General features: G+C 71.5%; 26 protein-coding genes and 1 pseudogene. 20 read left to right on the top strand and 7 right to left on the bottom strand.

The annotated features are described in order from the left end of the window. From GA0070603_RS10845 to GA0070603_RS10830, 4 genes are read right to left on the bottom strand one after another with little or no spacing between them, the layout of a single operon-like run. Nucleotides 1–1,788 carry a VirB4 family type IV secretion system protein gene (locus GA0070603_RS10845; RefSeq protein ID WP_091311169.1) on the bottom strand — a complete coding sequence of 596 codons (1,788 nt, stop codon included), beginning with the start codon at nt 1,786–1,788 and terminating at the stop codon, nt 1–3. Next, entirely contained in the window at nt 1,785–2,756 is a 972-nt protein-coding gene (locus GA0070603_RS10840; RefSeq protein WP_091311164.1) for a PrgI family protein, read from the bottom strand. The genes GA0070603_RS10845 and GA0070603_RS10840 overlap by 4 nt, the downstream gene beginning before the upstream one ends. After that, nucleotides 2,753–3,673 carry a TrbL/VirB6 family protein gene (locus GA0070603_RS10835; protein ID WP_091311161.1) on the bottom strand — a complete coding sequence of 307 codons (921 nt, stop codon included), beginning with the start codon at nt 3,671–3,673 and terminating at the stop codon, nt 2,753–2,755. Before GA0070603_RS10835 ends, GA0070603_RS10840 begins: the two co-directional genes overlap by 4 nt. Before the next feature lies 1 nt (nt 3,674). Then, the gene (locus GA0070603_RS10830) at nt 3,675–4,049 is read right to left on the bottom strand and encodes a pilin (RefSeq protein WP_091311157.1); all 375 of its coding nucleotides are present in this window, start codon (nt 4,047–4,049) and stop codon (nt 3,675–3,677) included. Nucleotides 4,050–5,145: 1,096 nt separating this feature from the next. On the opposite strand from GA0070603_RS10830, the gene GA0070603_RS10825 reads away from it, so the two are divergent. The 8 genes from GA0070603_RS10825 (at nt 5,146) to GA0070603_RS10790 (ending at nt 11,627) form a co-directional block, all read left to right on the top strand. Continuing rightward, nucleotides 5,146–6,018, top strand: a complete 873-nt coding sequence (locus GA0070603_RS10825; protein ID WP_091311153.1) for a hypothetical protein — start codon at nt 5,146–5,148, stop codon at nt 6,016–6,018. A 358-nt stretch (nt 6,019–6,376) separates the two neighbouring features. Then, a complete protein-coding gene (locus GA0070603_RS10820; RefSeq protein WP_091311149.1) occupies nt 6,377–7,252 on the top strand; it encodes a hypothetical protein in 876 nt (291 codons plus the stop codon). Next, nucleotides 7,245–8,237, top strand: a complete 993-nt coding sequence (locus GA0070603_RS10815; protein WP_091311145.1) for a DNA methyltransferase — start codon at nt 7,245–7,247, stop codon at nt 8,235–8,237. Before GA0070603_RS10820 ends, GA0070603_RS10815 begins: the two co-directional genes overlap by 8 nt. Before the next feature lie 47 nt (nt 8,238–8,284). Beyond that, nucleotides 8,285–8,830, top strand: coding sequence for a DNA cytosine methyltransferase (locus GA0070603_RS10810; RefSeq protein ID WP_091311141.1), 546 nt, complete (start codon nt 8,285–8,287; stop codon nt 8,828–8,830). Nucleotides 8,831–9,071: 241 nt separating this feature from the next. Further along, nucleotides 9,072–9,461: a hypothetical protein gene (locus GA0070603_RS31970; protein WP_244282487.1), complete on the top strand. Its 390-nt coding sequence runs from the start codon at nt 9,072–9,074 to the stop codon at nt 9,459–9,461. A gap of 114 nt (nt 9,462–9,575) precedes the next feature. Next, nucleotides 9,576–9,947, top strand: coding sequence for a helix-turn-helix domain-containing protein (locus GA0070603_RS10800; RefSeq protein WP_091311132.1), 372 nt, complete (start codon nt 9,576–9,578; stop codon nt 9,945–9,947). After that, nucleotides 9,947–11,083 (top strand): tyrosine-type recombinase/integrase, encoded by a 1,137-nt coding sequence (locus GA0070603_RS10795; RefSeq protein ID WP_091311129.1) that lies wholly within the window; start codon nt 9,947–9,949, stop codon nt 11,081–11,083. The genes GA0070603_RS10800 and GA0070603_RS10795 overlap by 1 nt, the downstream gene beginning before the upstream one ends. Before the next feature lie 115 nt (nt 11,084–11,198). Next, entirely contained in the window at nt 11,199–11,627 is a 429-nt protein-coding gene (locus tag GA0070603_RS10790) for a MerR family transcriptional regulator (protein WP_091311125.1), read from the top strand. 133 nt (nt 11,628–11,760) lie between these two features. Here GA0070603_RS10790 and GA0070603_RS10785 read toward each other — a convergent pair whose 3' ends face one another. Then, on the bottom strand, nt 11,761–12,519 hold the full coding sequence (locus GA0070603_RS10785) for a methyltransferase domain-containing protein (RefSeq protein ID WP_091321796.1): 759 nt from the start codon (nt 12,517–12,519) through the stop codon (nt 11,761–11,763). 112 nt (nt 12,520–12,631) lie between these two features. Between GA0070603_RS10785 and GA0070603_RS10780 the strand changes: the two genes are divergently transcribed. The 3 genes and pseudogenes from GA0070603_RS10780 to GA0070603_RS32710 form a co-directional block, all read left to right on the top strand. Next, complete coding sequence (locus GA0070603_RS10780) at nt 12,632–13,801, top strand: glycoside hydrolase family 3 N-terminal domain-containing protein (RefSeq protein ID WP_244282486.1); 1,170 nt, start codon at nt 12,632–12,634, stop codon at nt 13,799–13,801. A gap of 307 nt (nt 13,802–14,108) precedes the next feature. Further along, nucleotides 14,109–14,432, top strand: coding sequence for an NADH-quinone oxidoreductase subunit A (locus tag GA0070603_RS10775; RefSeq protein WP_208863024.1), 324 nt, complete (start codon nt 14,109–14,111; stop codon nt 14,430–14,432). Next, nucleotides 14,423–14,680 (top strand): annotated as a pseudogene (locus GA0070603_RS32710) (hypothetical protein); the annotation flags it as partial. The gene GA0070603_RS10775 and the pseudogene GA0070603_RS32710, both read left to right, overlap by 10 nt. A gap of 81 nt (nt 14,681–14,761) precedes the next feature. Here GA0070603_RS32710 and GA0070603_RS31185 read toward each other — a convergent pair. Next, complete coding sequence (locus GA0070603_RS31185; protein ID WP_167544455.1) at nt 14,762–15,262, bottom strand: hypothetical protein; 501 nt, start codon at nt 15,260–15,262, stop codon at nt 14,762–14,764. Here GA0070603_RS31185 and GA0070603_RS10770 point away from each other — a divergent pair. The 9 genes from GA0070603_RS10770 to GA0070603_RS10730 all read left to right on the top strand — a co-directional run bounded on the left by GA0070603_RS10770 (nt 15,245) and on the right by GA0070603_RS10730 (nt 24,408). Next, on the top strand, nt 15,245–16,030 hold the full coding sequence (locus tag GA0070603_RS10770; RefSeq protein ID WP_208862859.1) for a hypothetical protein: 786 nt from the start codon (nt 15,245–15,247) through the stop codon (nt 16,028–16,030). The genes GA0070603_RS31185 and GA0070603_RS10770 overlap by 18 nt on opposite strands. Next, entirely contained in the window at nt 16,023–16,961 is a 939-nt protein-coding gene (locus GA0070603_RS10765; protein WP_091311117.1) for a complex I subunit 1 family protein, read from the top strand. Before GA0070603_RS10770 ends, GA0070603_RS10765 begins: the two co-directional genes overlap by 8 nt. A 1-nt stretch (nt 16,962) precedes the next feature. Then, nucleotides 16,963–17,526 (top strand): NADH-quinone oxidoreductase subunit J, encoded by a 564-nt coding sequence (locus GA0070603_RS10760; RefSeq protein ID WP_091311115.1) that lies wholly within the window; start codon nt 16,963–16,965, stop codon nt 17,524–17,526. Beyond that, nucleotides 17,523–17,825 carry an NADH-quinone oxidoreductase subunit NuoK gene (locus GA0070603_RS10755; protein WP_091311111.1) on the top strand — a complete coding sequence of 101 codons (303 nt, stop codon included), beginning with the start codon at nt 17,523–17,525 and terminating at the stop codon, nt 17,823–17,825. The genes GA0070603_RS10760 and GA0070603_RS10755 overlap by 4 nt, the downstream gene beginning before the upstream one ends. Beyond that, nucleotides 17,822–19,672, top strand: a complete 1,851-nt coding sequence (locus GA0070603_RS10750; RefSeq protein WP_091311108.1) for a proton-conducting transporter transmembrane domain-containing protein — start codon at nt 17,822–17,824, stop codon at nt 19,670–19,672. Before GA0070603_RS10755 ends, GA0070603_RS10750 begins: the two co-directional genes overlap by 4 nt. Before the next feature lie 5 nt (nt 19,673–19,677). Then, nucleotides 19,678–21,168 carry a complex I subunit 4 family protein gene (locus GA0070603_RS10745; RefSeq protein ID WP_091311104.1) on the top strand — a complete coding sequence of 497 codons (1,491 nt, stop codon included), beginning with the start codon at nt 19,678–19,680 and terminating at the stop codon, nt 21,166–21,168. A 3-nt stretch (nt 21,169–21,171) separates the two neighbouring features. Then, complete coding sequence (locus GA0070603_RS10740; protein WP_208862858.1) at nt 21,172–22,581, top strand: NADH-quinone oxidoreductase subunit N; 1,410 nt, start codon at nt 21,172–21,174, stop codon at nt 22,579–22,581. Nucleotides 22,582–22,776: 195 nt separating this feature from the next. After that, on the top strand, nt 22,777–23,778 hold the full coding sequence (locus GA0070603_RS10735; protein WP_091311098.1) for a C40 family peptidase: 1,002 nt from the start codon (nt 22,777–22,779) through the stop codon (nt 23,776–23,778). A gap of 222 nt (nt 23,779–24,000) precedes the next feature. Then, nucleotides 24,001–24,408: a four-helix bundle copper-binding protein gene (locus tag GA0070603_RS10730; RefSeq protein WP_091321790.1), complete on the top strand. Its 408-nt coding sequence runs from the start codon at nt 24,001–24,003 to the stop codon at nt 24,406–24,408. Between the two features lie 87 nt (nt 24,409–24,495). On the opposite strand, the gene GA0070603_RS10725 is transcribed toward GA0070603_RS10730, so the two are convergent. Continuing rightward, nucleotides 24,496–26,010 (bottom strand): multicopper oxidase family protein, encoded by a 1,515-nt coding sequence (locus tag GA0070603_RS10725; protein WP_091311094.1) that lies wholly within the window; start codon nt 26,008–26,010, stop codon nt 24,496–24,498. Nucleotides 26,011–26,068 lie beyond the last annotated feature (58 nt).

The following is a 26,068-nucleotide window of genomic DNA, read 5'->3' as shown; positions in this document are numbered from 1 at the left end:
TCACAGGTCGTCTCCCTCGTCGAGGTCGGCGAGTTCGCTCGGGCGTGTCGTACACAGCTGGTCTTCCGCCTGTGAGGCGATGGCGTCGAAGCTGGTCCGGTTGGTGCCGGAGATCAGCAGGCCGGTGCCGACCCGCGCGGCCAGGAGCAGCCGCCGTTCGCCGGCGGTGAGCCCGAAGGCGTCGCCGATGGCGTCGATGGCTTGCGGGGCCTGCTTGAGCAGGATTTGGGTGGCGGCGTTGGCGACGACGGCCTGGCCGAGGTCGGTGCCGAGCAGGTCGGCGACGTCCTGGGTGATGACGGTCAGGCCGGCGTGGCGTTTGCGGGCGGCCTTGGACATGCGGAACAGGAACCGGGCGCCTTCACCGTCGCGCAGGAGCAGCCACGCCTCGTCCACGACGACGAGCCGCCGCGCGGCCTGCCTGCTGGGTGCGTCGACCTGCCGCCAGATCGCGTCCAGGGCGAGCAGGGTGCCGACGGTGCGCAGCTCGTCGGGCAGGTGCCGCAGCGACCACACCACGAGGTGCCCGTCGGGGCGGATGGTGGTGGGCCCGTCGAACAGGTGCGAGAAGGAACCCTCAACCCACGGCGCGAGGCGGGCGGCGAGCTGGCCGGCGGCGGGGTCGGTGTCGCCGTGCAGGCAGCCGGCGAGGTCACGAAGCAGTGGGGCGGGCCGGTGGTGGGTGGCCGGGTCCGCGGTGATGCCCGCGGCCCGGTAGACGGCCAGGATCGCCCGGTCCAGGGCCGCCCGTTCCGCCGGTGGCGGCTGCTGACCCAGCAGCACGCTGATGAGGGTGTGCAGGAACAGGCCACGGCGGGTGAGCACGTCAGGGCGGGAGTCACCTCCCGGCAGGTCGAGGGGGTTGACCTTCACGCCGGGCATGCCGAGGCGGACCACCGAGCCGCCGACCGCGTCGGCCAACCGCTGGTACTCGTCCTCAGGGTCGATGACGGCGACCTGCACCTGCTGGTAGAGGTTGCGCAGGATCTCCAGCTTCACGAAGTACGACTTGCCGGCACCGGAGCGGGCGAGAACGACGCTGTTGTGGTTCTCCTGCGCCCACCGGTCCCACCACACGATCCCGCTGGAGTCGGGGTTGACGCCGTAGAGCACCCCGCCGTCGGCGGGCGGGTCACCGGGCAGCGGCGCGGGCAGGTCTGCGCTGGCGAGGGGGAACGCGGCGGCAAGAGCGGCGGTGTCCATGGTGCGGCGCATCTGCAGGCTGTCCGTGGCAAGCGGCAGCGTGGTGGTCCACCCGGCCAGGTGCCGCCACGTGGCGGGCTGCACCTCGATCAGGGTGGACGCGGCGGCTGCCTTCACCTGCGCGCACGCCTCGCGGAGCTCGTCCTCGGTGCGGGCGTGCACGGTCAGGTAGAGGCCGACGCGGAACAGCTTCGCCGCACCGCGCGCCAACCGCTGGGCGAGGTCCGCGGCGTCGTCGGCCGCCGCTTCCACGGACGGGTCGGGCAGCTTGCCGCGGCCCGCGTCGGCCCGCCGCGACGATTCGAAGCGGGCCCGCTGATTGCGCAGCCGGGCGGCGGCGACCGGGGCGGGCAGCGGGTCGATGTGCAACGCGAGGTCGAGCCGGCCCGGCCACGACAACAGAGGTTCGAGCCAGGCCGGGCCAACCTCTGCCGGGTAGCCGGTCACCACGAGGGTGGCGGCATAGCCGTCCCCGACACGCAGGAACCGCGGGGTGACCTCGACGGCGGCGGGGGCGACGGCGGCCGCCAGCCCGTCCGGCTGGCAGCCACCGTCGGCAGGCTGGGATCTGTGGCGCAGCTTCATGTCGGTCGGCTCCTTCCGTGCCGGTGACGCCGATGGGGCGTGGGTGAGGTGATGACCGTGTCCGGGGCCGCGAGGCCGCCGGGCCGTGGCGGCCGGTAGGGGTCGGCGGCCGCGGCGAGCGCCGCGGTGACCGCCGGCCCGTCGAGGGCGCGAGTGGTGACGCCGAGACCGGCCAAGGCGCGGACCGTGTCATCGGCGCGCCGTCGAGCCGTGTGCTCGCCACGCTCACCGGCGCTCGTGCCGGTGACGATGAGGACCTGCCGGCGCAGCGGATCCTTGCGCGCTGCGAGGTCGTCGAGGAAGCGGGCGTGGTCGCTGGCCGCGTCCGTCAGCGCCGGGTGCGGCAGCTGCATGGCCGCGTGGGCGAGGCTGCGGGCGGCCGAGTGCAGGTCCACCGGCTGCGCCGACACCACGATCTGCGTGGGAGTCGACAAGCTGTTGAGCCAGCGGCCGAAGGTGTCGACCAGGGCCGCCTGCTCATCGCCGGTGCGCAGCGCGAGGTTGACGTTCGTCGTGGCGACCATCGCCGCTCGCGCGGCGCCGAGTCGGATCTCCCCTCCGTCGTCGATGGCGTCGGCCGGCAGCTTCAGCGGCGCCGGCAGCATCACCCTCGTCGTCGGCGCCTGCACCCAGTCCGGTGTCTTCGACGTCGTGTCAGTTGTCGACAGCGCGCGCGGAGCCCGCGCGTGACGGACCGCGGCGAGCAACCACCCGTCCAATGGCAGGCCATCGCGACGGCCGACAGCGACACCGAAAACCAGACCGCCGCCGACGACGGCGGCGCCGACGAGCACCGGCGCGGGCACGACCTGATGCAGGGCCCGCCAGACGCCGTAGAAGGCGAGGGCGGCGACGGCGAGGATCGCCAGCTGCCGAAACGTCAGCCCGTACAGCACCTTGTCGGGAGCGTCGACGTCAGCGGGCATCCGCACCCGGCCCGCATCGGCGCGGTCGTCGTGGCGGCTCATCGGCCCACCGCCTTCAGCCCACGGCCGAGGCCGGGAACGGCGCGGGTGGCCTGCTGCACGACGATGACCCGCACCGCCGCGCCCAGCATGTTCACCCCGCGGCCGCTGTTGCCCGTGGCCACGTAGCGGCGCATCAGGGACGGCACGCGCAGCGTCGTCCAGAGCATGACCATGACCACGAACAGGTTGATCGCGCCGCCCGGATCCACCGGCAGCCCGAGCACGGGCAGCAGGTGCTCGGGGTCGGTGAGCATCCACTGCCCGGCGTAGAGGGTGAAGCCCTGCACCACGGGCACGGCGAGGACACCGCCGTAGGACCGCCACCACATGCGGGCGACCGGGTCGGTCTGCGGCATCGCATGACACGCCAGCGCCAGCGGCGCGAACGCGGTCAGGACGATGACGACGGCGAAGCGGACGATCACGCTGAACGCGGTGCCCGCGAGGAGCACGGCGATGATCGCCACGCAGATCACGAACAGCAGCACCGCCGTGGTGTCCCGCCCGGCGAGGATGTGCGTCTTGATGGCGCGCAGCGCGCCGTCGCTGTCGCCCTCGGGTGTGGTGAGCGCGCCGGTCAGGGCGTTGGCCAGGTCGATGAGGATGCCGCACCACAGCTGCGAGAAGTGCGCGGCGACGAACCCGACGATCAGCCTTGGGATGAGGTCCTTGGCGGTGTAGCGGGTGGTTTCACTGCCGCCGGCGGTCATGGTGAGCACCCCGGCGGCGACGAAGGCGAGGACGAAGACGGTGTCGACGACGAGCACCGAGCGGCCCGTCAGGGCCTGCACCTGCGGCAGGGCGGTGACCTTCGGGGTGATCAGCAGCGCGCTGCTGATCACCCCGAACAGCGCGTCCAGGCTGGCGAGGATCGCCGCGGCCAGCCAGTCCAGGATCTGGTCGAGTAGCCAGCCCATGTCAGCTCCCGACGATGCCCTGGACGACCTGCAGCAGGACCGGGGCGAGCACGGCCAGGCCGTAGCCGACCAGGGCGTTCTTCAGTGCCCCCTTGGCCCGCTCGACCTGCGCCGGGTCGCCGCCTGCGGTGGCCCAGTAGACGCCTGCCAGGACGAGGAACAGGGTGGCCAGGGCGGCGAGGATGCCGATCAGCCAGGCCCGCAGATTGGCGATGACAACCGGCAGCGAGTTCACCGCCACGATCGCCGGCGAACCAGGATCGGCGTGCGCGGCGGTGGGCGCCGACAACAACACCATCACCAACCCGGTGAAGGCGACGCGGCGGGCGGCATGGGAACGGGTGAGAGCACGAAGACGTGCCGAAATGCGGGACATGACTCTTTCACCTCCGGCCCCGCCGACGTCCGGGGACGCGGCGGGGTGCTAGCGGATGGGCACGGGAGACCGCCGCCGGGCCTGCGGACGGCACGCGCGGCGAACCAGACCGTCCCCGGGAGGAGCCCTTCCTCCCTTGTCGGGTAGCGGGTGTTCGATGAGGTGTCAGCGCACCAAGCACTGCGCGGCACCCGAGGCGGCCGGCGCGGCGGGCGGCCCGACTAGGTGCGGACCCGGCGGCGGGCGGGATCCTCGCCACGCCGTGGGCGACGAGAAGTCCCGCACCCCCAAACCGCCGGTTGTGTGCTCTGGCGAACGCCCCCGGCTCTCACCGCCACTCACAGCGGCACACAGCAACTCCATCTCGCGCCGATTGGGCTCCGCCTCGATGTGACGGCGGATGTCGGCTAGGGGCGATCGACGCGCGACGCTGGTCGAGTCGTGGCGATGTCAGGCCCGGCTGTCAGACACGAAGCACCACTGAAGGCCGCCCAAGTTAGCGACAGGCGCCGCTGACACGGCGCGGCCGACACCTCCTGTGACCATCGCCGGCCGATGTCACCGATGCTTTTGTCCTCCTACCGTCACCGGTGCTTTTGTCCTCCTACCGCTGACATGACCTCAGGTCTCGGTGTCGGCCCGGCCCTGTGACGTCCTGGTGGCACTGACATCGACGCGTCGTGCCAGACCCGGCAACGGTGACAGCGTCGCGGTCGCCCGATGTCACAGGTGCCGGGATGTGAGTCGTTGTGAGCGGCCGTGGGCGGCGGTGAGTGTCACCTCCGCCGGTGGCAACCCCGTCGCGCTCCATCCGGTTGTCGACGGCTCTGCCGGCGGCGGCCGGTGGCATCAGCGCCTGGCCTGTGTCACAGCCCAGCTCAACGGCACTGACAAATCCAAATGCCAACGACATTGGCTCGATGTCACGGGTTGCCTGCCTGGGGCGGTGTCACGAGTGCCGGCGCCGCCCGCAGGGCCGTGGCCTGCGCTGTGAGCGGGTTGTGTGACGGCCGTGGCCCAATCGGTACCGCCGCGCCGCCCGTGACATCGCGGCCTTGCCAAACCGGCGCTCATCTTCGACAGGGGGAGTTGTGACATGAGCGTGCCCGCCGCGACCGACTGGCCAACCTCGCCTCTCGCAGCCGCAGACGCCGCATTCACTGCGCTGACCGGCGAGCCAGCACCCTTGACGCTCGACATAGGCGCCTGCGGGGTGCCCGACGCCGCTGGGTCGGGCGTCATGACACTGCCGGCGCTGCGCGACTGGCTCCTGCGTCACCCTCAGGCATATGCACTACGCGACGGCGTGTGGCGGGAGCTGATCCGCCGTGCCCGCTTGGAGGGGCCGGCGTGGGTGATCGCCGCGGTCGGGATGGCCATGCCCGCCCTGCGTCGCTACGCCGGCCAGTTGTGCGCCGGCTACGACGGCGACCCCGACGACATCGACGCCGAGATCCTCACCGGATTCCTCACCGCCCTGCGCGACCGCGTCGACCTGACCCGCGACGCCCCGTACGCGGCGCTGTGCCGGGCGGCGTGGCGCGCCGGGCACCGGCTGCGCCTGCAGGCCGGCGAGTACACCTCGATCGCCGACGTCGACCACCTGCCCGGCCCCCGCACCCCCAAGGTGCCCTACGGACACCCCGACGTGCTCGTGCGCCGCGCCGTCGGCCTGGGCATCCTCGACCCGGACGACGAACAGCCCTACATCGACGTGCGGCTCGGGCGGCGGGCGATCGAGCCGATCGCCGCCGGACTCGGCATCACCGTCGACGCCCTACGCATGCGTCTGGGCCGCATCGACACCCGCATCGCCGACGCACTGCACAGGGGCCTGCTCACCGGCATCGCCTCCCCGCACGCCGCCGCCACCCTCGCCGCGCAAGCCGAACACCGAGCAGCCACTCGCGCCGGCCGGGCCACCACTAACCGACCGCACCTCGGGTGCGAAGCCGGGGCGGCCGCCTGAGGCGTCCACTGGCACGGCCCTGCCTGCCCGACCCGAAATCGCAACACCCGGCGGCGCCCTCACCCTCTCAGGTGAGGGCGCCGCCGCATGTCCCCACCGCACAGCAGCCGAACCCCACACCCCGCCCCGCCCAGCCGGGTTGAGCGGGCGCACGCCACTGGAGCCAACAGACGGGGCGCTCGCGACCCCCTCACCAGCCCATGGCTATGCCGCCGCTGACCTGCGATGTGAGCGCAACGAACGCCTGACCGTGAGCGCTTGCGAGCCGCTGTGAGAACCGGGGGCGTTCGTCAGAGCACACAACCGCCGGTTTGGGGGTGTCAGCGCACTACCCGCGCGGCGCGGAGCCGACATCCAGATGAGCGAGCACACGCCGCAGCACCACGACCCCGCCCACCCCGTCGACCCGCATGTCGACCCGACCCTCATCGACCTGGTGGCCGGTGACCCGCCGGTCCCGATCACCGTGTGGCGCACCGCCCGCACCGACGCCGACACCGGCCGCGCGATCGGCGCCCGGCTGGCCTACCGGCTCGTGGCCGCCTACAGCCGCCCCGGCGACGCGGTCATCGACCTCACCACCGACCACGCGCTCACCAGCGCCTGCGCCACGGGCGGGCGCCGACACCACCCCGGCTGGTTCACCGACGCGTCCAGCCTGATCATCGGCCCGCCGACCCGCTCCGACCCGCCCGTCCAGTCTGACAACGGCGACCTGCCGGACACGGGCGCCTGGTTCGGTGACGACCTCACCGACGCCGACCTGCCCCCGTCCAGCAACCCGGCTGTCCCTGTACCCGACGGGGCGTCCCTGGCGGAGGCGACCAGCCTGGTCGTGGCCTGCTGGCCCCTCGACACCGCCGACGCGACCAACCGCATCCGACTGGCGTGGCTGTTGACCGCCTGCACGCGGCTGCTGCGCCCCGGCGGCTGCCTGATCCTCGTCGTCACCGCCCCCGCCAGCCCGGCCGCCCCGCAGGACTTCACCCCCGTCGTGCAGGCCGCCGCCGCCGTCGGGCTGGGCTACCTGCAACACATCGTCGCCGTCACCGCCGACACGTGCGGCGACGCGTTCGTCTACCACGTCACCGACGAGGAACTCCTCGCCCTCGCCACCCAGGCCGAGCAGCCGTGGACGGTGGCGCACCTGCAGGTGCACGCAGACCTGCTGGTGTTCACCCAGGCGCCCACCTCCCGGCGGAACCCACGCTCGGAAGGCGGTCGCCGTGGCTGAGCACCTGCCCTTCCCCGCCGACCCGAACCAGCCGGCAAACCCGGCCGAGGACACCCACCACGGCCAGCACCGCCACTACGAGGGCCGCCACCGCGACACCGGCGGACGCCACCGCGCGCCCGGCGGACCGGAGAGCCTGTCGGTGTGGGCGACCGCCCAACGGACCGGGCCAGTGCAGCGCCGCGGCCGCTACGTGCCCGAGTCCGTCAAACACCCCGCCCGGATGCTGCCCGCTATCGCCGCGCACGCCATCGCCGCCTACACCCAGCCCGGCGACCTCGTTCTCGACCCGATGTGCGGGATCGGCACCACCCTGGTCGAAGCGATCCACGCGGGCCGCGACGCGATCGGGGTGGAGTACGAGCCACGCTGGTCGAACATCGCCGACGCCAACATCACCCACGCCCAGCAACAGGGCGCCGGCGGCCGCGCCTCCGTGGTCCGCGGCGACGCCACCCGCCTGCGATCGCTGCTGCCCGCCGCACTCACCGGGCAGGTCGCCCTGGTCGTCACCTCACCGCCGTACGGGCCCACCGTTCACGGCCTCGTCCGACCCGGCGCCGATGGGGTGGCGAAGTTCGACAACGCCTACAACGACGGCACCGACAAGGGGAACCTCGCCTACCGGGACCTCACCGGCCTCACTGATGGGTTCGAGCAGATCCTGTCCGGCTGCGCGGTGCTGCTGCGCCCCGGCGGCACCGTGGTGGTCACCGCCCGTCCGTGGCGCAAGAACGGCCAGCTCGTCGACCTGCCCAGCGCGGTCATCGCCGCCGGTGTCCGCGCGGGCCTCATCCCGACCGAGCGGTGCGTCGCGCTCCTCGCCGCGGTCCGCGACGGGCGGCTCGTCGCCCGGCCGTCGTTCTTCCAACTTCAAGCCGTGCGCAAGGCCCGCACCGGCGGCACCCCGCTGCACCTGATCACCCACGAGGACGTGCTGATCTTCCGCCGGCCGGAACTACCCGCGGAGGTCGCCGATGACTGACGACCCCCGCTGGGCGCCAAGGCCCGGACCGGTGTGCGGGAGGTGGCGTGAGTGACCACGTTCCCGGGCCGCGGATCGGATCGCTGTGCACCGGATACGGCGGCCTCGACCTGGCCGTCGAGCTGGTGCTCGGCGGCCAGCTCACCTGGTACGCCGAAACCGACCGCCACGCCCGCACCGTCCTCACCCACCACTGGCCGCACGTGCCCAACCTCGGCGACATCCGCACCATCGACTGGACCCACGTGCCACCCGTCGACGTCCTCACCGCCGGCTTCCCCTGCCAGGACATCTCCAACGCCGGCAAACGCGCCGGCATCACCGGACCCCACTCCAGCCTCTGGCACCACATCACCACGACCCTTCGCGTCCTTCGACCCCCACTCGTGTTCGTGGAAAACGTGGCCGCGCTGCGCCGACGCGGACTCGACGTCGTCCACGCCGACCTGGCCACGCTCGGGTACGACACGAGCTGGCTATGCCTACGCGCATCCGACATCGGCGCCGCCCACCGACGCGACCGGCTGTTCCTGCTCGCCACCACCAGAGGCGGGGGAGAGCATGCGGACACTTCCCACACCCTGCGCCCGTGACGGCAAAGGGCCGGGCCACCAGTACGGACTGCCAGACGTCATCGAGCCCCACGGCAACCGCCACGACCTTTTACCGACCCCACGGGCGAGCGACACCGGCACGCCCGGCCGCCACGCCGGTAACGGATTCCGGCCGCCGCTGTCACAGGTGCTCCTGCCCACTCCGCGGGCCACCGATGGACAGAAAGGCTGCCCCGGACAACGGGGATCCCACGGAGACCTCACCCTGCCATCTGCCGCCGTGCGACTGCCGACACCACGGGCCTCCGACGCCCGTGGCCCTGGCCACCACGGCCACGGCGGCCCGGACCTGCGAACCACGCTCGCTGAGCTCACCACCGGCAACCTCGGAACGCTCGACGAGACCACCTGGGGGATCTACGCCCCCGCTATCGCCCGCTGGGAACTGCTGACCGGGCGGCCCGTTCCGGCCCCCACCCAACCCGGCCGCTACGGCAAGACGGTTCTGGCGCCCCCGTTCGTGGAGTGGCTCATGGGGCTACCCGCGCACTGGGTCACCGATCCCTCGTTCGGCCTTCCCCGCACCGCCGCGCTTCGCGTCCTCGGCAACGGTGTCGTCCCCGCCCAGGCAGCGGCAGCGCTTCGCCTCCTGCTGTGCCGCTACCACTGATCCCTGCCATACCGCCGGTGGCTCTTCGCGGGCAGGCCAGCTCGGCTGCCCGCGAAGAGCCACCTCTCGTTCTTCTGGCCTGCTCCCTGCCACTGCGACACCGGAGAAGCTCTGATGCCATCCACCCCGAACCGATCTCGACATCGGCCACCCCCACCAGCACCCCCGCCCGCCCACCGAACCGGTCACAGCGACGACCAGGAACCCCGCCTCTACACCCCCGCCGAGGCAGCGGCACTGCTACGCGTCCCGGAATCCTGGCTGCGCCGCCGCGCCGGTCGTCGCCAGATCCCCCGCACCTTCCTCGGCAAGCACCTGCGGTTCTCCGCCGCCGACCTCGCCGCGATCATCGCCGCCGCCGCCGAACCGGCCACCCGACGGCGGCGGCGCGCCGGCCGCCCCCACCCTCCACCACCGACTTGCCCCGACCCCGAAGTCACGCGTCAATCAGCGCCCGACCAGACACAAACCGATCGGAGTACCTGATGGCCTGGGTGGAAAAGCGTGGCGCCAAATTCCGCGTCCGCCTCCGCATGCCCGATGGCACCGTCACCACCGACTCCCTCCACGAGCGCCGCGCCGACGCCGACCTGCGCGCCAAGGAAGTCGACGTGGAACTCGCCCGCGACACCTTCATCGACCCCCGCGGCGGGCGGATCCCCCTCGCCGACTGGGTACCGATCTGGGAATCAACACACCAGGCATCCCCGGCCACCTGGGCCGCTTACCGAAGCCACCTACGACTGCACATCCTGCCCGCCCTCGGTCAGCTACCCCTAGTCGACATCCGCCGCCAGCACGTCAAGACCCTCGCCGTCGCCCTCGGCGAGCGCCTGTCACCCCGATCGGTCGCCGACGTGATCATGGTGCTGTCGATGATCCTGCAAGAGGCTGTGGAAGACCGCAGGCTCCCCTTCAACCCCTGCCGAGGAATCCGCATCCCCAAGGGCATCCGCGCCGAACGGCCCCACGCCACCGCCGCGCAGGTGGCTGCCATCGTCGCCTGCCAAGCCCGCCCCTCGGACGGGCTGATGATCCTCACCGCCGCCTACACCGGCATGCGATGGGGAGAACTCGCCGGCCTCGCCCGCGACAACCTCGACCTCGCCACCGGCACCATCTACGTCCACCCCGAGGTCGGAGCGCTGCACGAGGTCGAGGGAAAGCTGTTCCTCGGCCCGCCCAAGACCAACGACTCCGTCCGCCACATCCGGCTACCGCGCTTCCTGACGAACCTCCTCGCCACCCACCTCGCCGAGCACCCGCATCACATCGTGTTCTCCGGCGCCCGCGGCTACCACCAGCGCCGCTCCAACTTCAACCGCCGCGCCTGGACCCCCGCCGTCGCCGGCGATCCGAAACGGGGCATCCCACCGATCCTGCCCGGCATGCACTTCCACGACCTGCGGCACACCCACAAGACATGGCTCATCGAAGACAACATCTCTGAGATCGCCCAAGCCCGCCGGCTCGGACACCGCCTCGGCGGAGTTCGCGGCATCTACAGCCACGTCACCGACGCGATGCAAATTCAACTCGTCGATGCGCTGCAGCGACGCTGGGAAACCACCCAGCCTGGCGGCCCGAAAGCTCTGCTGCGGCGGCTGCACCACGCCGCTTGATCGACGTAGATCGGCGCTCGTGTCCTGGCGCCAGCGAGCCAAGGGTGTGGATGACGGGCCGGCTAGCTCGGTGCCTGCAGTGATCGAACCGGGCTGCGGCCTAAGGTCGGTCAGTATGCAGCCAGGCGACGACGCGACGATGACGATCGGTGAAATTGCCGGCAGGTTCGGGCTGGCCACCCACGTGTTGCGGCACTGGGAGTCGATGGGGCTGCTGACGCCGGCTCGGGTCGTGGCGGGGCGCCGCCGCTACCGCTCCGCAGACCTGTACCGGGTCGCGACGATCCTGCGCGCGAAAGAGGCCGGACTGTCGCTGGAACAGATCCGTGAGCTGCTGACCTCCGCCGTGCCGACGCGGCGGCGGGAGATCCTGCTCCGTCACCGAGCGGACCTCGTCGCACGCATCGACGCGCTGCAGGACTCGCTGCGGTTCATCGACGGCGGCCTGGAGTGCGAGCACGACGACTTCACCGCGTGCCCGCACTACCAGGCCATGGTGCGCGCGCGAATCGGGCCGCACGCCACACCTCACATCCCCGCATGACCTGCCGGCCTTGTCGCGATGGCCAGCCAACGATCCGGATCCGTCGAAGCCGGCCGCGTCCTCCATCGGTCCGCTGACATCCCGACGTGAGGACCTCTCGGCACCGGCTCGATGGGTACGTCAGACCGAGCGATCAGGGGCGGCCGGCTGAGGCGACGAACATCGGTATGGCCACGAACAGCCGCCCCGTACTCGCCCGGGACCGCTGGTCCTGCACCCAGTCAACACTCTGCTCCGCGATGACGCTGCCCGCGGTGACCGCCTTGGCGGCGAAGGCCTCCAGCATCGGCAGGAATCCGGGTTCGGTGAAGATGCCGGTGTGCGCTTCGACGGCGACGTCCTGGAATCCGGCGTCCAGGAGCAGGTTCCGGTAGGACCGGGCGACCTGGGGGCTCGGGAGGGAGTCGGCCTGGCTGCGCAGGATCGCCCGGGTGAGGTCCGGGTGGGACGAATCGATCATCAGCGCGTCCCAGTCCTGTCCGACCAGCACGATCCGTCCGCCCGGGGTCAGCACCCGGTGTGCCTCCGCCAGCGCTGCAGCCGGGTCCGGCAGCACGTGCAGGACTTTGTCCGCCCGGTATCCCGACACCGCCTGGTCCGGGAGCGGGAGAGACTCGGCGCTGCCCATCCGAAACTCTGCCCCCGGCCAGCGGCGGCGGGCCGTGGCGATCATCAGCTCGTCCGGGTCGACACCGATCGCGGCGGCGCCGCGCTGGTTCAGTTCGGCCACCGCGCGTCCCGTTCCGCAACCCACGTCAACGACGGAGGCGCCGGGGGAGAGGTCCAGCAGTTCGTAGCTGCGGTGCCGTAGCCGCACCACACCCGCCTCGGTCTCCGCGGCGTCGAGTCGGGCGATCAGCCCGGCAGTGGCATCCATCGTGTCTTCGCTCATGACGCCACCCTCCGACTTCAGGTCCACCTGAAGTCAAGAGGCCGTCCCACCAGCGGATGACCCCTCGCCGGAAGGCACGGGTGGGTGTGGGGATGGGTCGTAGCGTGCGGGGGTGGACAGCGTGCACCTGCCCCGCCGACTGCTGCTCGCCGGAATCGGCTCAGCCGCGGTGGCGACCGTGGCCGGCTGCGAATCGCAGGGCGCCACGTCGGCACGGCCCACCCCCACGCGATCATCTCGTGCGCCGCGCGGCGGCGAAGCTGCGCTGCGGCGAAAGATCGCCAGTCTGCTCGTGGTCGGCTTCCGCGGTGACCAAGTGAGCGACCGCGACTGGATCGTGAAGGCGGTCAGGGGCGGCTTAGGCGGGGTCATCCTCTTTGATCAGGACCTGGAGACCAAATCCGCGCGGAACATCCGGTCGCCTCAGCAGGTTACGCGACTGGTGAAGACCCTTAAAGACGCCTCGCCTGGCCGGCTCATCGTCTCCATCGATCAGGAAGGCGGCCGCACCTCCCGACTCAACCCGAGCAACGGCTTCCCGGCCACCAAATCACAGGCCGAGATCGGCGCGGAGAACTCCCCGGCAGCCACCCGGGACTGGGCGCGGGGACTGGTCGCCAGTCTGACGCGGATCGGCGTCAACCTGAACTACGCCCCGGTCGTCGACCTGAACATCAATCCCGACAGCCGAGCGATCGGCAAGCTCGGACGCAGCTTCTCCGCCGACCCGGACGTGGTGGTCAGCAACGCCACCGAGGAGATCCAGGCCCACCGCGCGGCTGGCGTGAAAACCGTGCTGAAGCACTTTCCCGGATCGGGTAGCGCCGCCGGAAACACCGACTTCGAGGTCGTCGACGTCAGCGACACCTGGCAGGAACGGGAACTCGAACCGTTCCAGCGGCTCATCCGGGCCGGCCTCGCCGACGCGGTCATGGCCGCCCACCTGCTCAACAAGCAGCTGGACCCGGCCTATCCGGCGTCGCTGTCGAGCGCGACCGTGACCGACCTGCTGCGCGGCCGGCTCGGCTGGCACGGGCCGGTGGTCAGCGACGACATGCAGGCCGTCGCGATCACCGACCGGTACGGCGCCGCCGAGGCGGTCGCCCTGGCGTTGCAGGCCGGCCTCGACCTGCTCGTCTTCGCCAACCAGCAGGTGTACAACCCGAGGGTCGTCGAGGAGACGGTCGACACGATTATGAATTTGGTCCGGACCGGGCGCGTCAGCGAGAACCGTATTGACCAGTCCGTCGCGCGAGTGGATTCGCTGCGCCCGAAGCGCTGACCCGACATGCTCGTGCCGCTGCGACACGTGGACGGGTTCGCGGCACAACAGGCGTCGACTACTACCACGTGATAGTAGAAGTGGGTGAGGGCCGCCTGGATCGGCCGATGCCGAAGCGGCGTTGGACGTGCGGTCCTGACGGTTCCTCTGCGCAGGGCAGCCCGGTGCCGGCAGAGGATCTCGCACAGTGCCTCACAGTGAAGGCGAAGGGAGGACCGCGGGGCGCAGGCCTGGGTGGCCGCGGGCTCGGCCAGCTTTCGGAATCGGCGGCGCGGATGGGGGCGGAATGTACGCAGGGGCAGTGAGCATGGCGTTGGTCGCCGCGCTCATCGTCGCCGGCCTGTATCTGGCCCACCGGGCTCTGGCGATCGCTTCCTCACCGCTGCAGAGCCTGCCGTTCCAGTCCGGGTGGCAGCCCGAGGAGCACGCACTGTCGCGCTACCACGTCCGGTGGTACCTCGCCACACTGCTCTTCCTCGCCTTCGACGTGGAAATGCTGTTCATGTATCCGTGGTCAGTGGTCGTCGCCCGACTCGGGACAACCGCGATCGTGGAGATGTTCGTCTTCCTCGGCGGAGTCTTCGTGGCCGTGCTCTGGGCGTGGCGGGAAGGCGCGCTGCGGTGGGTCTGAGCGAGGCATTGAGTCGGCTCGCCGTCCGGCACGCGCATGTGCTCGTAGCCGAGGTGCCAGGGCACTGGGTGACCCGGGCCGCGGTCGAGCGGCACGTCCTGGCCCGGGGCTGGCGGCTGGCCCTGTCCCCGGCGGACGCCGACATCCTGGCCGTCTGCGGCCCCCCGCACCCGCACCTGGCGGAGCCGTTGCATCGGCTGTGGGAGGAGATGCCGGGCCCACGCGCTCGCATCGAGGTCGAATCCCCGCAGGCGGTCCAGCCCGCTCTCGCCGCAGCAGAGGAAGAGCTGCTTGACCTCAACCGGCAGCGGGCCGACAGCCACGGCCGGTCATCCGACCAGGCTGCGACCGGCGACGCCCATCCGGGGGCCCAGCACGCCCACGCACAGCACGCTCCACACGACCCCGCCGAACACGATGTCGCCCACCCTGCCCCTGAGCCCCGTCGTGGCGACGGAGAGCACGCCGGGGCGACCCATGAGCCGCAGGCCGACCACCGAACGCACGCCGCCGCCTCTGGGGAGATCAACGAAGATTCGCCCCGCGGAGGGCCGACGCACGACGCGCACGGCCACGCCGGCCACTACGAGCCGCCACACGGCAGCGGTGAGCACGCCGATGACGGCGGCCGGGGGCAAAGCGATCACCGCCCCAGAGGGCAGCGCGACCACGACGGGATGTCGACTGGTCGGCAGGCGGGTGATGGTGCGGCGCACTCCGGTCATGAGGACATGCCCTCCGACGGCCATGGCGACATGAACCACTCCGGTCACGCCGCCCATGCCGATTCTGAGCACGCCCACCACGAGGACATGGGGCACGCTGCCCACGGCGCGATGATGCACGCGGGCCACGGCGGCATGGACCACGGCGGCATGGGTCACGGCGGCATGGCGCATGGGGGCATGAACATGGCCCCCGGCGGCATCCCGCTCGCCTCAGGCGGTGAGGACCGCGACGGCCTGGAAATGGACCTTCTGCATCTGCGGCTCGGCCCGGTCCTGGCGTACTGGCCGGCGGGCCTCGTCCTGCGATGCACCCTCCAGGGCGACGTCATCGTCGACGCGGAGGCCAGTATGGTCGCCGCCGACGACCCCACTGCCGGCGCGGAGCCGAGGCACGCGTCGGAGGACCTTCGGCGGTCTGCCGCCCGACGCTGCGACAACGCCGCCAGCTTCCTGCGGCTCGCGGGCTGGGATGAGGCCGCCTCCCGCGCCCGGCGCATCCGTGACGCCCTGCTCTTCACCGATGACCTCGACGGGCCGGCGGGCCAACTCCATCGGCTCCGCCGCATGGTCGGCCGGTCGTGGTGGTTGCGATGGTCGCTGCGCCGTGTCGGGCCGCTGGATACGCACGATCTCGCCCGCCGCGGTCTACCGGCCACCCTGACGGGCGACGTCCGTGACCGGCTGATCGGCATGCTCGACCGCGCCGCACACACCATCGTCGGCCAGCAGCCCACCGGCCCGTCGCGGGGCGTGCCCGTCGACGCGATCTCTGATCTGGTCCGCGGGTGGGACCTCGCCACCGCCCGCCTCATCGTCGCCAGCCTCGACCTCGATCCGCTCGCCGCCGACCGGGAGGTGAGCCGTGCCTGAACCCGCTGTCACCGTGGTCCCCGCCGGGTGGGCGCTGCCCGCCGCCGGGCTGCTCGGACTCCTGGCGGTCGCCGCCGCCGCGCTCGACGGGTTCCTGACCGCGCGGACAACCGGCACAAGCTCATCCGGGCTGAGCCAGCCCTTCGGTGAGGTGGCCCGGCTGATGCGCCAGCGGCGGCGGACCACGGTCGCGGCGGACAGCCTGCTGTGGCGCATCGGCGGGGCCGGGCTGCTGCTGATGGCGCTGATGATCATCACGGTGGTGCCGCTGGGCCGGTGGACGCTGTTCGACCTCGACGTCGGGGTGATCTGGTTCAACGCCATGGACGTGCTGGCGTGGGCGTTCGTGTGGCTGACCGGCTGGGGCGCCAACTCGGCGCACTCCCTGGTCGGCGGGTACCGGTTCCTCGCCCACGGGCTGGCCTACGAGCTACCCCTGATGTTCGCGCTCGTGGCGCCCGCGGTCGGCGCGTCGAGCCTGAACGTCGGGACGATAGCCGCCGCCCAGCAGGGCCTCTGGTTCGTCATCTGGATGCCGGTGGCCTTCCTCGTCTTCTGCATGGGCGTCCTCGCGATCGCCGTCTGGGGACCGTTCTCCCCGGCACTCGGCACCGACGTGGCCGGCGGCGTGACCGCCGAGCTGTCCGGCGTCGACCGGCTGCTGTTCCAGGGCGGCCGGTACGCGCTGCTCGCCGCCGGGGCCGCGTTCGCGGTGCCGATGTTCCTCGGCGGCGGCGCCGGCCCGCTGCTGCCCGCCTGGGCGTGGCTGCTGGTCAAGACCCTCGCCCTGCTGGCCGTGTTCGTGTGGCTGCGCCGCCGCCTGCCGGCGGCGCGGCCGGACAAGTTCATGGAGGCCGGGTGGATAGTGCTGCTTCCCGCGGTGCTGCTGCAGGACCTGATCGTCGCGGTGATCGCCGCAGGCAGGAGCTGACATGATCACCCACGTCGCGTTCTGGGCCCTGGCCGTCGTCGCCGTGCTGGCCGGCGCCGCCGTGTTCATCGTCGACTCGATGGCCCGGGCCAGCTACGCCCTCGCCGTGTCGTTCATCGCCGTCGGCCTGCAGGTGCTGCTGATGCAGCAGAACTACGTCGGCGTGGTGACGATCCTGATGATGGTCATGGAGATGGCCGTCATGGCCGTCTACATGGTCATGTTCATGGGCATGAACCCGGCGCTGATGCCGATGAGCATGGTCCACGACAACCGCCACGCCCTGGCGGTGTCCATCGGTGTGTTCGTGCTCCTCGCCGCCGGGGTGCTGCTCGTGCCGTGGCCCACGCGACGCGGCACCCCGCCCTTCGACGTCACGCAGGCGTTGGGGGAGGAGCTGATGGGACCGAAGATGCTGGCCATGGCCGGCGTGGGGGCGGTCATGGCCGCCACCATCGTCGCCGGCGTCGTGCTGGCCGCCCACCGGACCCGCTACGACCGGTTCGGCGACGACCTGCGCCGGCGACCGGCCGACGACCCGCAGCCGGGAGGTGTCGGCCGATGACCCTGCAGACCGTGCTGCTCGTGGCGGCGGCGCTGTTCAGCGTCGGCCTCTACGGCGCGCTGTCCCAGCAGGTGGTGGTCATGGTGATGATGGGCCTGGAGCTGATGCTCAACGGCCTCATCCTGGCCGCCGCCGGCTTCTGGTGGTTCCTCGCCCCGGACCCGTCCGGGCAGGTCCTGTTGCTGATCATCATCGTCGCGATGACCGTCGAGATGGCGATGGGCTTCGCCGTGGCCACCCACCTGCACCGCATACGGCGTACCGACATGACCGACATGGCCGCGGACCTGTCCCGATGAGCCACCTCGCGCAGGCCGCCCTGTGGTCCCTGGTTGCCCTGCCCACGGCGGCGGGGACCCTGCTGGCCACGACCCGGCGGGCGGAACGGGCGGCCGCGCCGGTCTCGCTCACCGTCGCGGCGGCCTCCGTGGTCCTGGCGGTGGTGGTCGCGGTGGCCCGGCCCGCCGTGGCGGTGCCGTTCATGGCCGGCGTCGACTTCGCGCTCACCGTCGACGGGCTCACCGCGCTGCTGGTGCCCATGCTCGCCGTGGTGACCCTGCTGGTGCTGGCCGCCGCAGCAGGGGAGATCCGCCGCTCGCAGGCACGCTTCCACGGCCTGATGCTGCTGTTCGCCGCCTCCGCCGCGCTCACCGTCACCGCGGCGACCCTGCCCACGTTGCTGTTCGCGTGGGAGATCATGGGCGCCGCCTCGTACGCGCTGATCGGGTTCTGGTGGCGTGACGAGGACCGCGTGTCCGCCGGCCTGACCGCGTTCGTCACCACCCGCTCGGCCGATGTGGGCCTGTACGTCGCCGCAGGAGCCGCCCTGGCCGGCGGCGCGGGCATGGCCCTGGCCGACCTACCCCACAGCAGCCCCGGTTGGCGGCACGTCATCGCCGCCGGGATCCTCGCCGCCGCGCTCGGCAAGGCCGCGCAACTGCCACTGTCGTTCTGGCTGTCCCGGGCGATGGCCGGCCCGAGCCCGGTCAGCGCGCTCCTGCACTCCGCGGCGATGGTGGCCATGGGCGGCTACCTGCTGCTGCGGGTACAGCCCCTGCTCGCCGCCACCGGCTGGGCCGCCCCGGTGACCATGTGGGCCGGCGGCCTCACGGCGCTGCTGCTCGGCGCGGTGGCCGTCGCCCAGCGGGACATCAAGCAGCTCCTCGCGGCCTCCACCGCCGCCCAGCTCGGGTTCGTGGTGATGGCCGCCGGCGCCGGCACCGTCGCCGGCGGGGCCGCGCACCTGATCGCGCACGCCGCCACGAAGGCGCTGCTGTTCCTGGCGGCAGGGGCGTGGCTGACCGCGCTGGGCACCACGAAGCTCGCCGACCTGCGCGGGGTCGTCGGTCGGTGGCGGCTGGTCGGCTGGTCCGCCACCGCCGGGGCGCTGGCACTGGCCGGCATCGCGCCGCTGTCGCTGTGGGCGACCAAGGACGCCGTCCTCGCCCAGGTCCGAGAACAGTCGCCGTGGCTGTACGGGGTCGGCCTGGCCGCGTCGGCGCTGTCGGCGGCGTACGCGGGCAAGCTGCTCGTCGTCATCTGGCGCCGTCCGCCCGCCGGCCGACGCGGCGCCGTCGACCGCGACCAGGTGGAAGTCGGGCAGGTGAGCGGGCTGCAGCAGGCGCCGCTGGTGATCCTCGCGGTGGGCGCCGCCTATGCCGGTCTACTGGCCCTGCCACCGCTGGGCGCCATGGTCGCCCGGGCCGTCGGGCAGCCCGGCGCGTTCCACGTCTCCCCGGTCGAGCTGGCGGTTCCGGCCGTGCTCGCCCTGGCCGTCCTGCTGCTCGTCGTCCGCCGGCCGGCCCCCGAGCCGCGGTGGGCGCTGCGGTGGCTGGGGATCGAAGCCGCCATCGGGGTGCTGATCGTCCGCCCGACCCTGCGCTGCGCCGCAGCACTTGCCCGCTTCGACGACCAGATCCTCGACCGCGGCGTCGAATCCGTCTCAGCCGGGGCGCTGCGCCTGGCCGCACGGGCCGGCCGTGCCGACGACCGGTGGCTCGACCGCGCCGTGGAACGGGCCGCGGCCGGAACTCGCCGACTGGGACAGCTTGCCCGCCGGCCGCAGACCGGTCAGCTGCACCAGTACTACCTGCAGGCCGTCGTCGCGCTCCTCGTCGCCGTCGTCGTCCTCGTCGTGTGGGGATGAGGCCTGTGCTCAGCCTGATCGTCTTCCTGCCGCTGATCGCCGCCGTCGCGCTGGCCGCCCTGCCACGTCTCGGCGACACCGCGGCGCGCTGGATGTGGGTCGCCGTGGCGGCCGTCGACCTGGCGCTCACCGCCGTCGTGTGGACGCGCTACGACACCCCGCCGCCCGGCGAGCTGGCCTTCGCCGAGCGGGCGGCTTGGATTCCCGGCGTGAACAGCAGCTACCACATCGGCGTGGACGGGTTCTCGCTGCCGCTGGTGGCGATGACCGCCGTGATTTTCCTGGCCTGCGCGGTGTACGCGCTGCGCGAGCGGCACCGTCCCCGCGCTCAGGCCGCACTGTTCCTGTTCCTGCAGAGCGTCAGCCTCGGCCTGTTCGTCGCCGCCGACCTGATCCTGTTCTTCGTCTTCTTCGACCTGTCCATCGTCGGCATGTACTTCGTCATCGCCGGCTGGGGCCACGGCAACCGCGCACACTCAGCCCTGAAGTTCTTCCTCTACACCTTCCTCGGCTCCCTCGCGCTGCTCGTCGGCTTCATCGGCCTGTACGTCGCCGCCACCCCGCACACCTTCGACATCCCGGAACTCACCGCCACACCACCGCTACAAGGCCGGCCGGTCGCCGGCGCACTGGTGCTCGCGGCGATCCTGCTCGGCCTGGCGGTGAAGACGCCGACCGTGCCCTTCCACACCTGGCTCCCGCCCGCACACACCGACGCGCCGGCCGTCGGCTCGGCGGTCCTCGCCGGGGTGCTGCTGAAGATGGGCACCTACGGCTTCGTCCGCATCGCCATGCCGATGCTCCCGCAGGCGTGGCGAGCCTGGGCGTGGGTGGTCATCGTCGTCGGCGTCGTGTCGGTGATCTACGGGGCGCTCGTGGCGCTGGCCCAGTCCAACGTCAAACGCATGATCGCCTACACGTCGGTCAACCACATGGGCTACATCATCCTCGCCGTCGGCGTCGCCGGCCTGGTCGCCGCCGACACCACCCAGGCCCGCAGCGTCGCGGTCGCCGGCGCGGTAACGCAGATGGTCAGCCACGGCCTGATCACCGGAGCCCTGTTCCTGCTCGCCGGCGTCCTGCAAGACCGCGCCGGCACCTACGACATGTGCGACTTCGGCGGGCTCGCCGCACCCGCGCCAACCTTCGCCGCGCTGTTCGCCGTAGGAGCCTTCGCCTCCCTCGGCCTGCCCGCCTTCTCCGGCTTCATCGCCGAGTTCCAGATCTTCACCGGCAGCATCGCCGCCGCCCCGGTCACCGCCGTCGCGGTGCTCGGCATCCTGATCACCGCGGCGCTGTTCCTCCGCGCACTGCAACGCGTCTTCACCGGCGACACCACCGGCAGCTCGGTCGGATTCACCGACGTACGCGCCCGCGAACTGTGGTCAGCCGGGCCGCTGCTGCTGCTGTCCCTGCTGATCGGAGTTCTGCCGCGCCCGCTGCTGGAGGTCATCGAACCCACCGCACACGCCGTCGTCAGCCTCCTCGGACGGTGACCCGTGGAGACGGAGATGATGCGGCCGCTGCTGCTCCTGCCCGAGATGCTGCTCGCCGGCGGCGCGCTCGCCGCCCTGATCGGCGGTTCCTTCGTCCCCCGCCACCGGCAGTGGATCATCCGAATCTTCACCGCCCTCGTGCTCGTCACCACCATCGTCACGGCCGCGATCCAGCTCCGCAGCCCGGCGACAAGCGCCTTCGACGACTCGTTCGCCGTCGACACGGCCACCGGCATCGCCCGCATCCTCGCGGCCTCCGGCACCCTGCTCATCCTGGCGATCGCCACCGACGAGATCTCCGCCAGCGCGCGGGAGAGCGAGACCTATGCCCTGCTGCTGTTCTCCACCGCCGGCACCGTCCTGCTGGCCGGCGCGAACGACCTGCTCGCCCTCGCCGTCGGGTTCCTGCTCGCCAGCATCCCGCTGTACGCGCTGATCGGCCTCGCGCACACCCGCGCAGGGGCCGAGGCCGCCATGAAGACGTACCTGATGGGAGCGCTGTTCGGCATTCTGCTCCTGCTCGGGGTGACCATCCTGTCCGGACTCACCGGCGCTACCGGCTACGCCGAACTCGCCGACCGGCTCGCCGACACGCCGCAGGCGGCGGTGACCGTCGCGGCGGTCGCCGTCATCGCTGGTCTGATGTTCAAAGCCGGCGGGGTGCCCGCCCACTTCTGGGTCCCCGACGCGGCCCAGGCCACCACGGCCACGGCCGCGACCTTCCTCACCACCGTGCCCAAGATCGGTGCGCTGCTCGCGGTCTACCGGCTGGCCACCGTGCTTCCCCCGTCGTCGTGGCCGCTGCTGGTGGCGGCGCTCGCGGCGGCGAGCATGACGTTGGGCAACCTCGCCGCGTACTGGCAGTCCGACCCCCGGCGACTCCTCGGCTGGTCGACGGTCAGCCAGGTCGGTTTCCTGCTCGTGCCGGTCGTGGCGGTCGGCCGCAGCGACCTGGCCCTGCCGTCGCTGCTGGTGTATCTCACCGGCTACACCGCGACGAACATCGCCGCGTTCGCGGTCAGCGCCGCCCTGCCCGAGCACCGCGACCTCGCCGACTACCGCGGTCTGGCCGCACAGCGGCCATGGCTCGCCGCGGCCCTGCTGGTCGCGCTGCTCGGCCTGGTCGGCACCCCACCGACCACGGTGTTCATCGGCAAACTCACCACCGCGACCGCCGCCTGGGACGGGGGATACGCCTGGCTCGCCGTCGTCGTGTTCGCCAACAGCGTGCTCAGCCTCTTCTACTACCTGCGCTGGATCACGCCCACATACCGCCACGCCGGCGACACGTCTGCGGTGGAGTCGCGGCTGAGCGGTCGCCGGTGGTCAGCGCGGCTGGCGGTGTCCGCCGCCGCGCTCAGCCTCGTCGCGGGTCTCGCCGCCGGGCCACTTTGGCACGTGGTCAGCCGGTAGCACGAACAGTCACGCTACGTAGTTCAGCGGGCTCGCTCTCCATCTTCTGCAGTGCGTCGGTTGACCTGTCACGACAGCCCTCTTCTACTATCCGGTGATAGTAGGGAAGGATGCGGGAGGCGCTCGCCGCGGCGGGCGCCACAACGTCCGCCCTGCTCCACGTCACGGTAGAAGGAGTTCGCGCTGGTGGCATCCATGCCCGTCCACCATCAGGTCCCATGTCGCTCACCCGCACCTTCGGCGAGTGGGCGTCGGGTGATACATCGTCTACTCAGCGTCATCGCGGCCGTCGCGGTCGGCGCCGGGTTGCTGGCAGCCCCCGCGCACGCGGCACCGTCGGCGGACGAGATCGAGGCGCAGATCGACAAGAAGTGGGAGCAGCTCGAGCCCACCATCGAGGGCTACAACAAGGTCCGGGCCCAGCTGAAGGCCAATCAGAAGAAGTCGGCGGACCTTGAGAAGAAGATGGCGCCGCTCGAGCTGGAGTCCGCGCTGGCGATGAACCGGGTGGGCTCTATCGCCGCCCGGCACTACATGCGGGGCCCCTCGCAGGAGCTCAGCGCCCTGCTGGTGAGCACCAAGCCCGGGACCCTCGCTGAGCAGCTGGTGATCCTCGACCGGCTCGCGGCCCAGCAGCGCCAGGAAATCGCCGGGGTGCTGGCTGTCCGCGACCGGTACATCGCGCAGAAGCGGAAACTGGACGAGCTCATCGCCGCGGAGATCAAGCAGCGCGACGAGCTGGCGGCGAGGAAGAAGCAGATCGACGCTGAGATCAAGAGCCTGACCGCTTCGCTGCCCAAGACGACGGTGAAGGTGACGGGCTGTCCCACCATCTCCGGCGTGCTCAACAGCGCCGCGCAGACGGCGATCAGGGTCGCCTGCCAGCAGGTCGGCGACCCGTATGTCTGGGGAGCCAATGGACCGGATGCCTTCGACTGTTCCGGTCTCACCCAGTACGCCTACAAGGCCGCGGGCATCTCGCTCACCCACTTCACCGGAGCACAGTGGAACGAGGGACGGCCGGTCTCGCGGGCCGACGCCCGCCCCGGCGACCTGATCTTCTTCTACAGCGACCTGCACCACATGGGGCTCTACCTCGGTAACGACCTGATGGTGCACGCGCCGCGGGCCGGCAAGCCGGTCAACGTTCTCAGCATCAACTACATGCCCGTCGCCGGCTTCCGCCGGGTCACCTGACGGCCGCTGGGTTACGGAGGCTCCCGCCAACGAGGTGCGGGAGCCTCCGCCCTGTCGATCCGAAGCAGCCAGTGGCCGTGTCCTAGCCACCATGTCGACCCTTCGGACAGCTGGCGCTTTTGACTGCCGCGGTCGCGCTTCCCAATCGGCTCTCGCCGGAATGCCTCCGATCGCTCTGGGTATGGCACGGCTGAGGCCAATATGACGGCAGAGGAGCGGACCATGACGACGGCGTCCATGCCGATGCTCGACACCTACCCAAAGTCGATCAACCTGGACCGGGCCAAGCTTGCCGCCACCATCGACGCTCTACGCTCCTGCGCGCAAGCGTGCACGGCCTGTGCCGACGCCTGTCTGAGCGAGGACATGGTGGCCGAGCTGACCAAGTGCATCCGGACGAACCTGGACTGCGCCGACATCTGCGACACGACCGCCCGGGTGCTGTCCCGGCACACCGGATACGACGCGAACGTCACCCGAAGCCTGCTGGAGGCATGCGCGACGGCCTGCAAGAGCTGCGGCGACGAATGCGCCGCCCATGCCGGCATGCATGAGCACTGCCGGGTCTGCGCCGATTCCTGCCGGGCCTGCGAAAAGGCCTGCCGCGACCTGCTCGCTGTCATGACCTGACCCGACCCTGGCTGTCCGGCCCCGAACAGCCGGAGGCTCGCGGATTCCGGACCAGGGAGCCTCCGTCACCCGGGAGGAGAACCGCGCCTACTCCTGATACGCCAGGTTGATCATCATGCCGGTTTCGGCGTGGTAGATGTTGTGGCAGTGGGCCATCCACTGACCCGGGTTTGTCGCGTCGAACTCCACCGCCACCGTCTGCTTCGGCACCACGATCACCGTGTCCTTCCGCACGCCGGTGTCGGCAACCGCGAACGTGTGCCCGTGCACGTGCATGGGGTGGAACATCGTCGTCTGGTTGACGAACTCCAACCGGACCCGCTCGCCCTGGCCGACCACCAACGGATCGATCTTGCCGAAGGTGGCGCCGTTGACCGTCCACCGGTAGGGCATCATCGAGCCACCCAACACCAGCCGGTGCACACGATCGGCCCGGCGGCGCTCCAGCCGAACGGCATCAGCAGCCCTCAGCCCACCGGTGAGCAGCACCCGACGGTCCAACTCCGGGGGACGGACCGCGGCGCTCGGTGTGCTTCCGGCGCCGGTGCGGACCAGGGCCAGGCCCTGGCCGCCCTTGCCCTCCGCGACCGCGACCAGGGGAAAGACGCCGTCGCCCAGGTCCACGGTGACGTCCGCCCGTTCACCCATGCCGAGCACCAGGGCGTCGCACGCGGTGGCGGCGACGGGGAATCCGTCGGTGTGGGTGACGGTGAGGCGGTGGCTGCCGAGGGCGACCCGGAACGCGGTGTCGGAAGCGGCGTTGACGAGGCGGATCCGCACCCGCTGGCGCGGCCGACCGGTGAACGTCACGGGGGCGGCCCCGGCCCTGCCGTTGATCAGATAGTGCGGGTAGTCGACGTCACCGGCACCGCCGAGCAGCGGGGAGACCATGGTTTCCATGCCGCCCATCGACATGCCACTCATGCCGCCATGGTCCATGCCGGCCATGTCCCCGTGGCCGCCCATCGACTGCAGCGACGCCAACACATCGTCGGGCGTGCGGCCGGTGCCGTCGACCCAGTCATCCAGCACCACGATCCACTCCTGGTCGTACCGCCCGGCCTCGTGCGGGTCGTCGACGACGAGCACTCCGTATAGCGCACGGTCGAGCTGCACGCCGGAGTGCGGGTGGTAGAAGTAGGTGCCCGGGTCCGGGACGGTGAACTCGTAGGTGTGCCTCGCGCCTGCCGCGATCGCCGGTTGGGTCACGCCGGGAACGCCATCCATGTCGTTGCGCAGCGCGACCCCGTGCCAGTGCACGCTCGTCTCGGCGGTGAGCCCGTTGGTCACCTCGACCCGGAGCACATCTCCAGCCCGAGCGCGGAGCAACGGCCCGGGCGCGGACTCCTGATATCCCCAGGTCTGCACCTGCCTGCCACCGAGGTCGAGGGTGACCGGTCGGGGGTTCAACGCCACCGACACGATGCGGCCGCTGGCCCGCCGCCGGGCCGCCTCCGTCCGCGCCACCAGGTCGCTGCCCGGCGCCACGAGCCGCGGGTCGAACAACCCGCCCGTCCAGGCGGCGACACCCGCCGCACCCGCGAGACCGACCGTCCCAGCGATGCCCGCCAACAGTCGCCGGCGCGTGAGGGTGGGGGACATGGCCTGCTCCTTCACCTACGAGGAACCCTGCCTGCAGCCTGACCGTCGCCGCCGGCCG

This window comes from Micromonospora chersina, assembly GCF_900091475.1.
Taxonomy (GTDB): domain Bacteria; phylum Actinomycetota; class Actinomycetes; order Mycobacteriales; family Micromonosporaceae; genus Micromonospora; species Micromonospora chersina.
The sequence above is the reverse complement of the archived record's forward strand: the minus strand, read 5'-3'. Positions and strand labels throughout refer to the sequence as shown.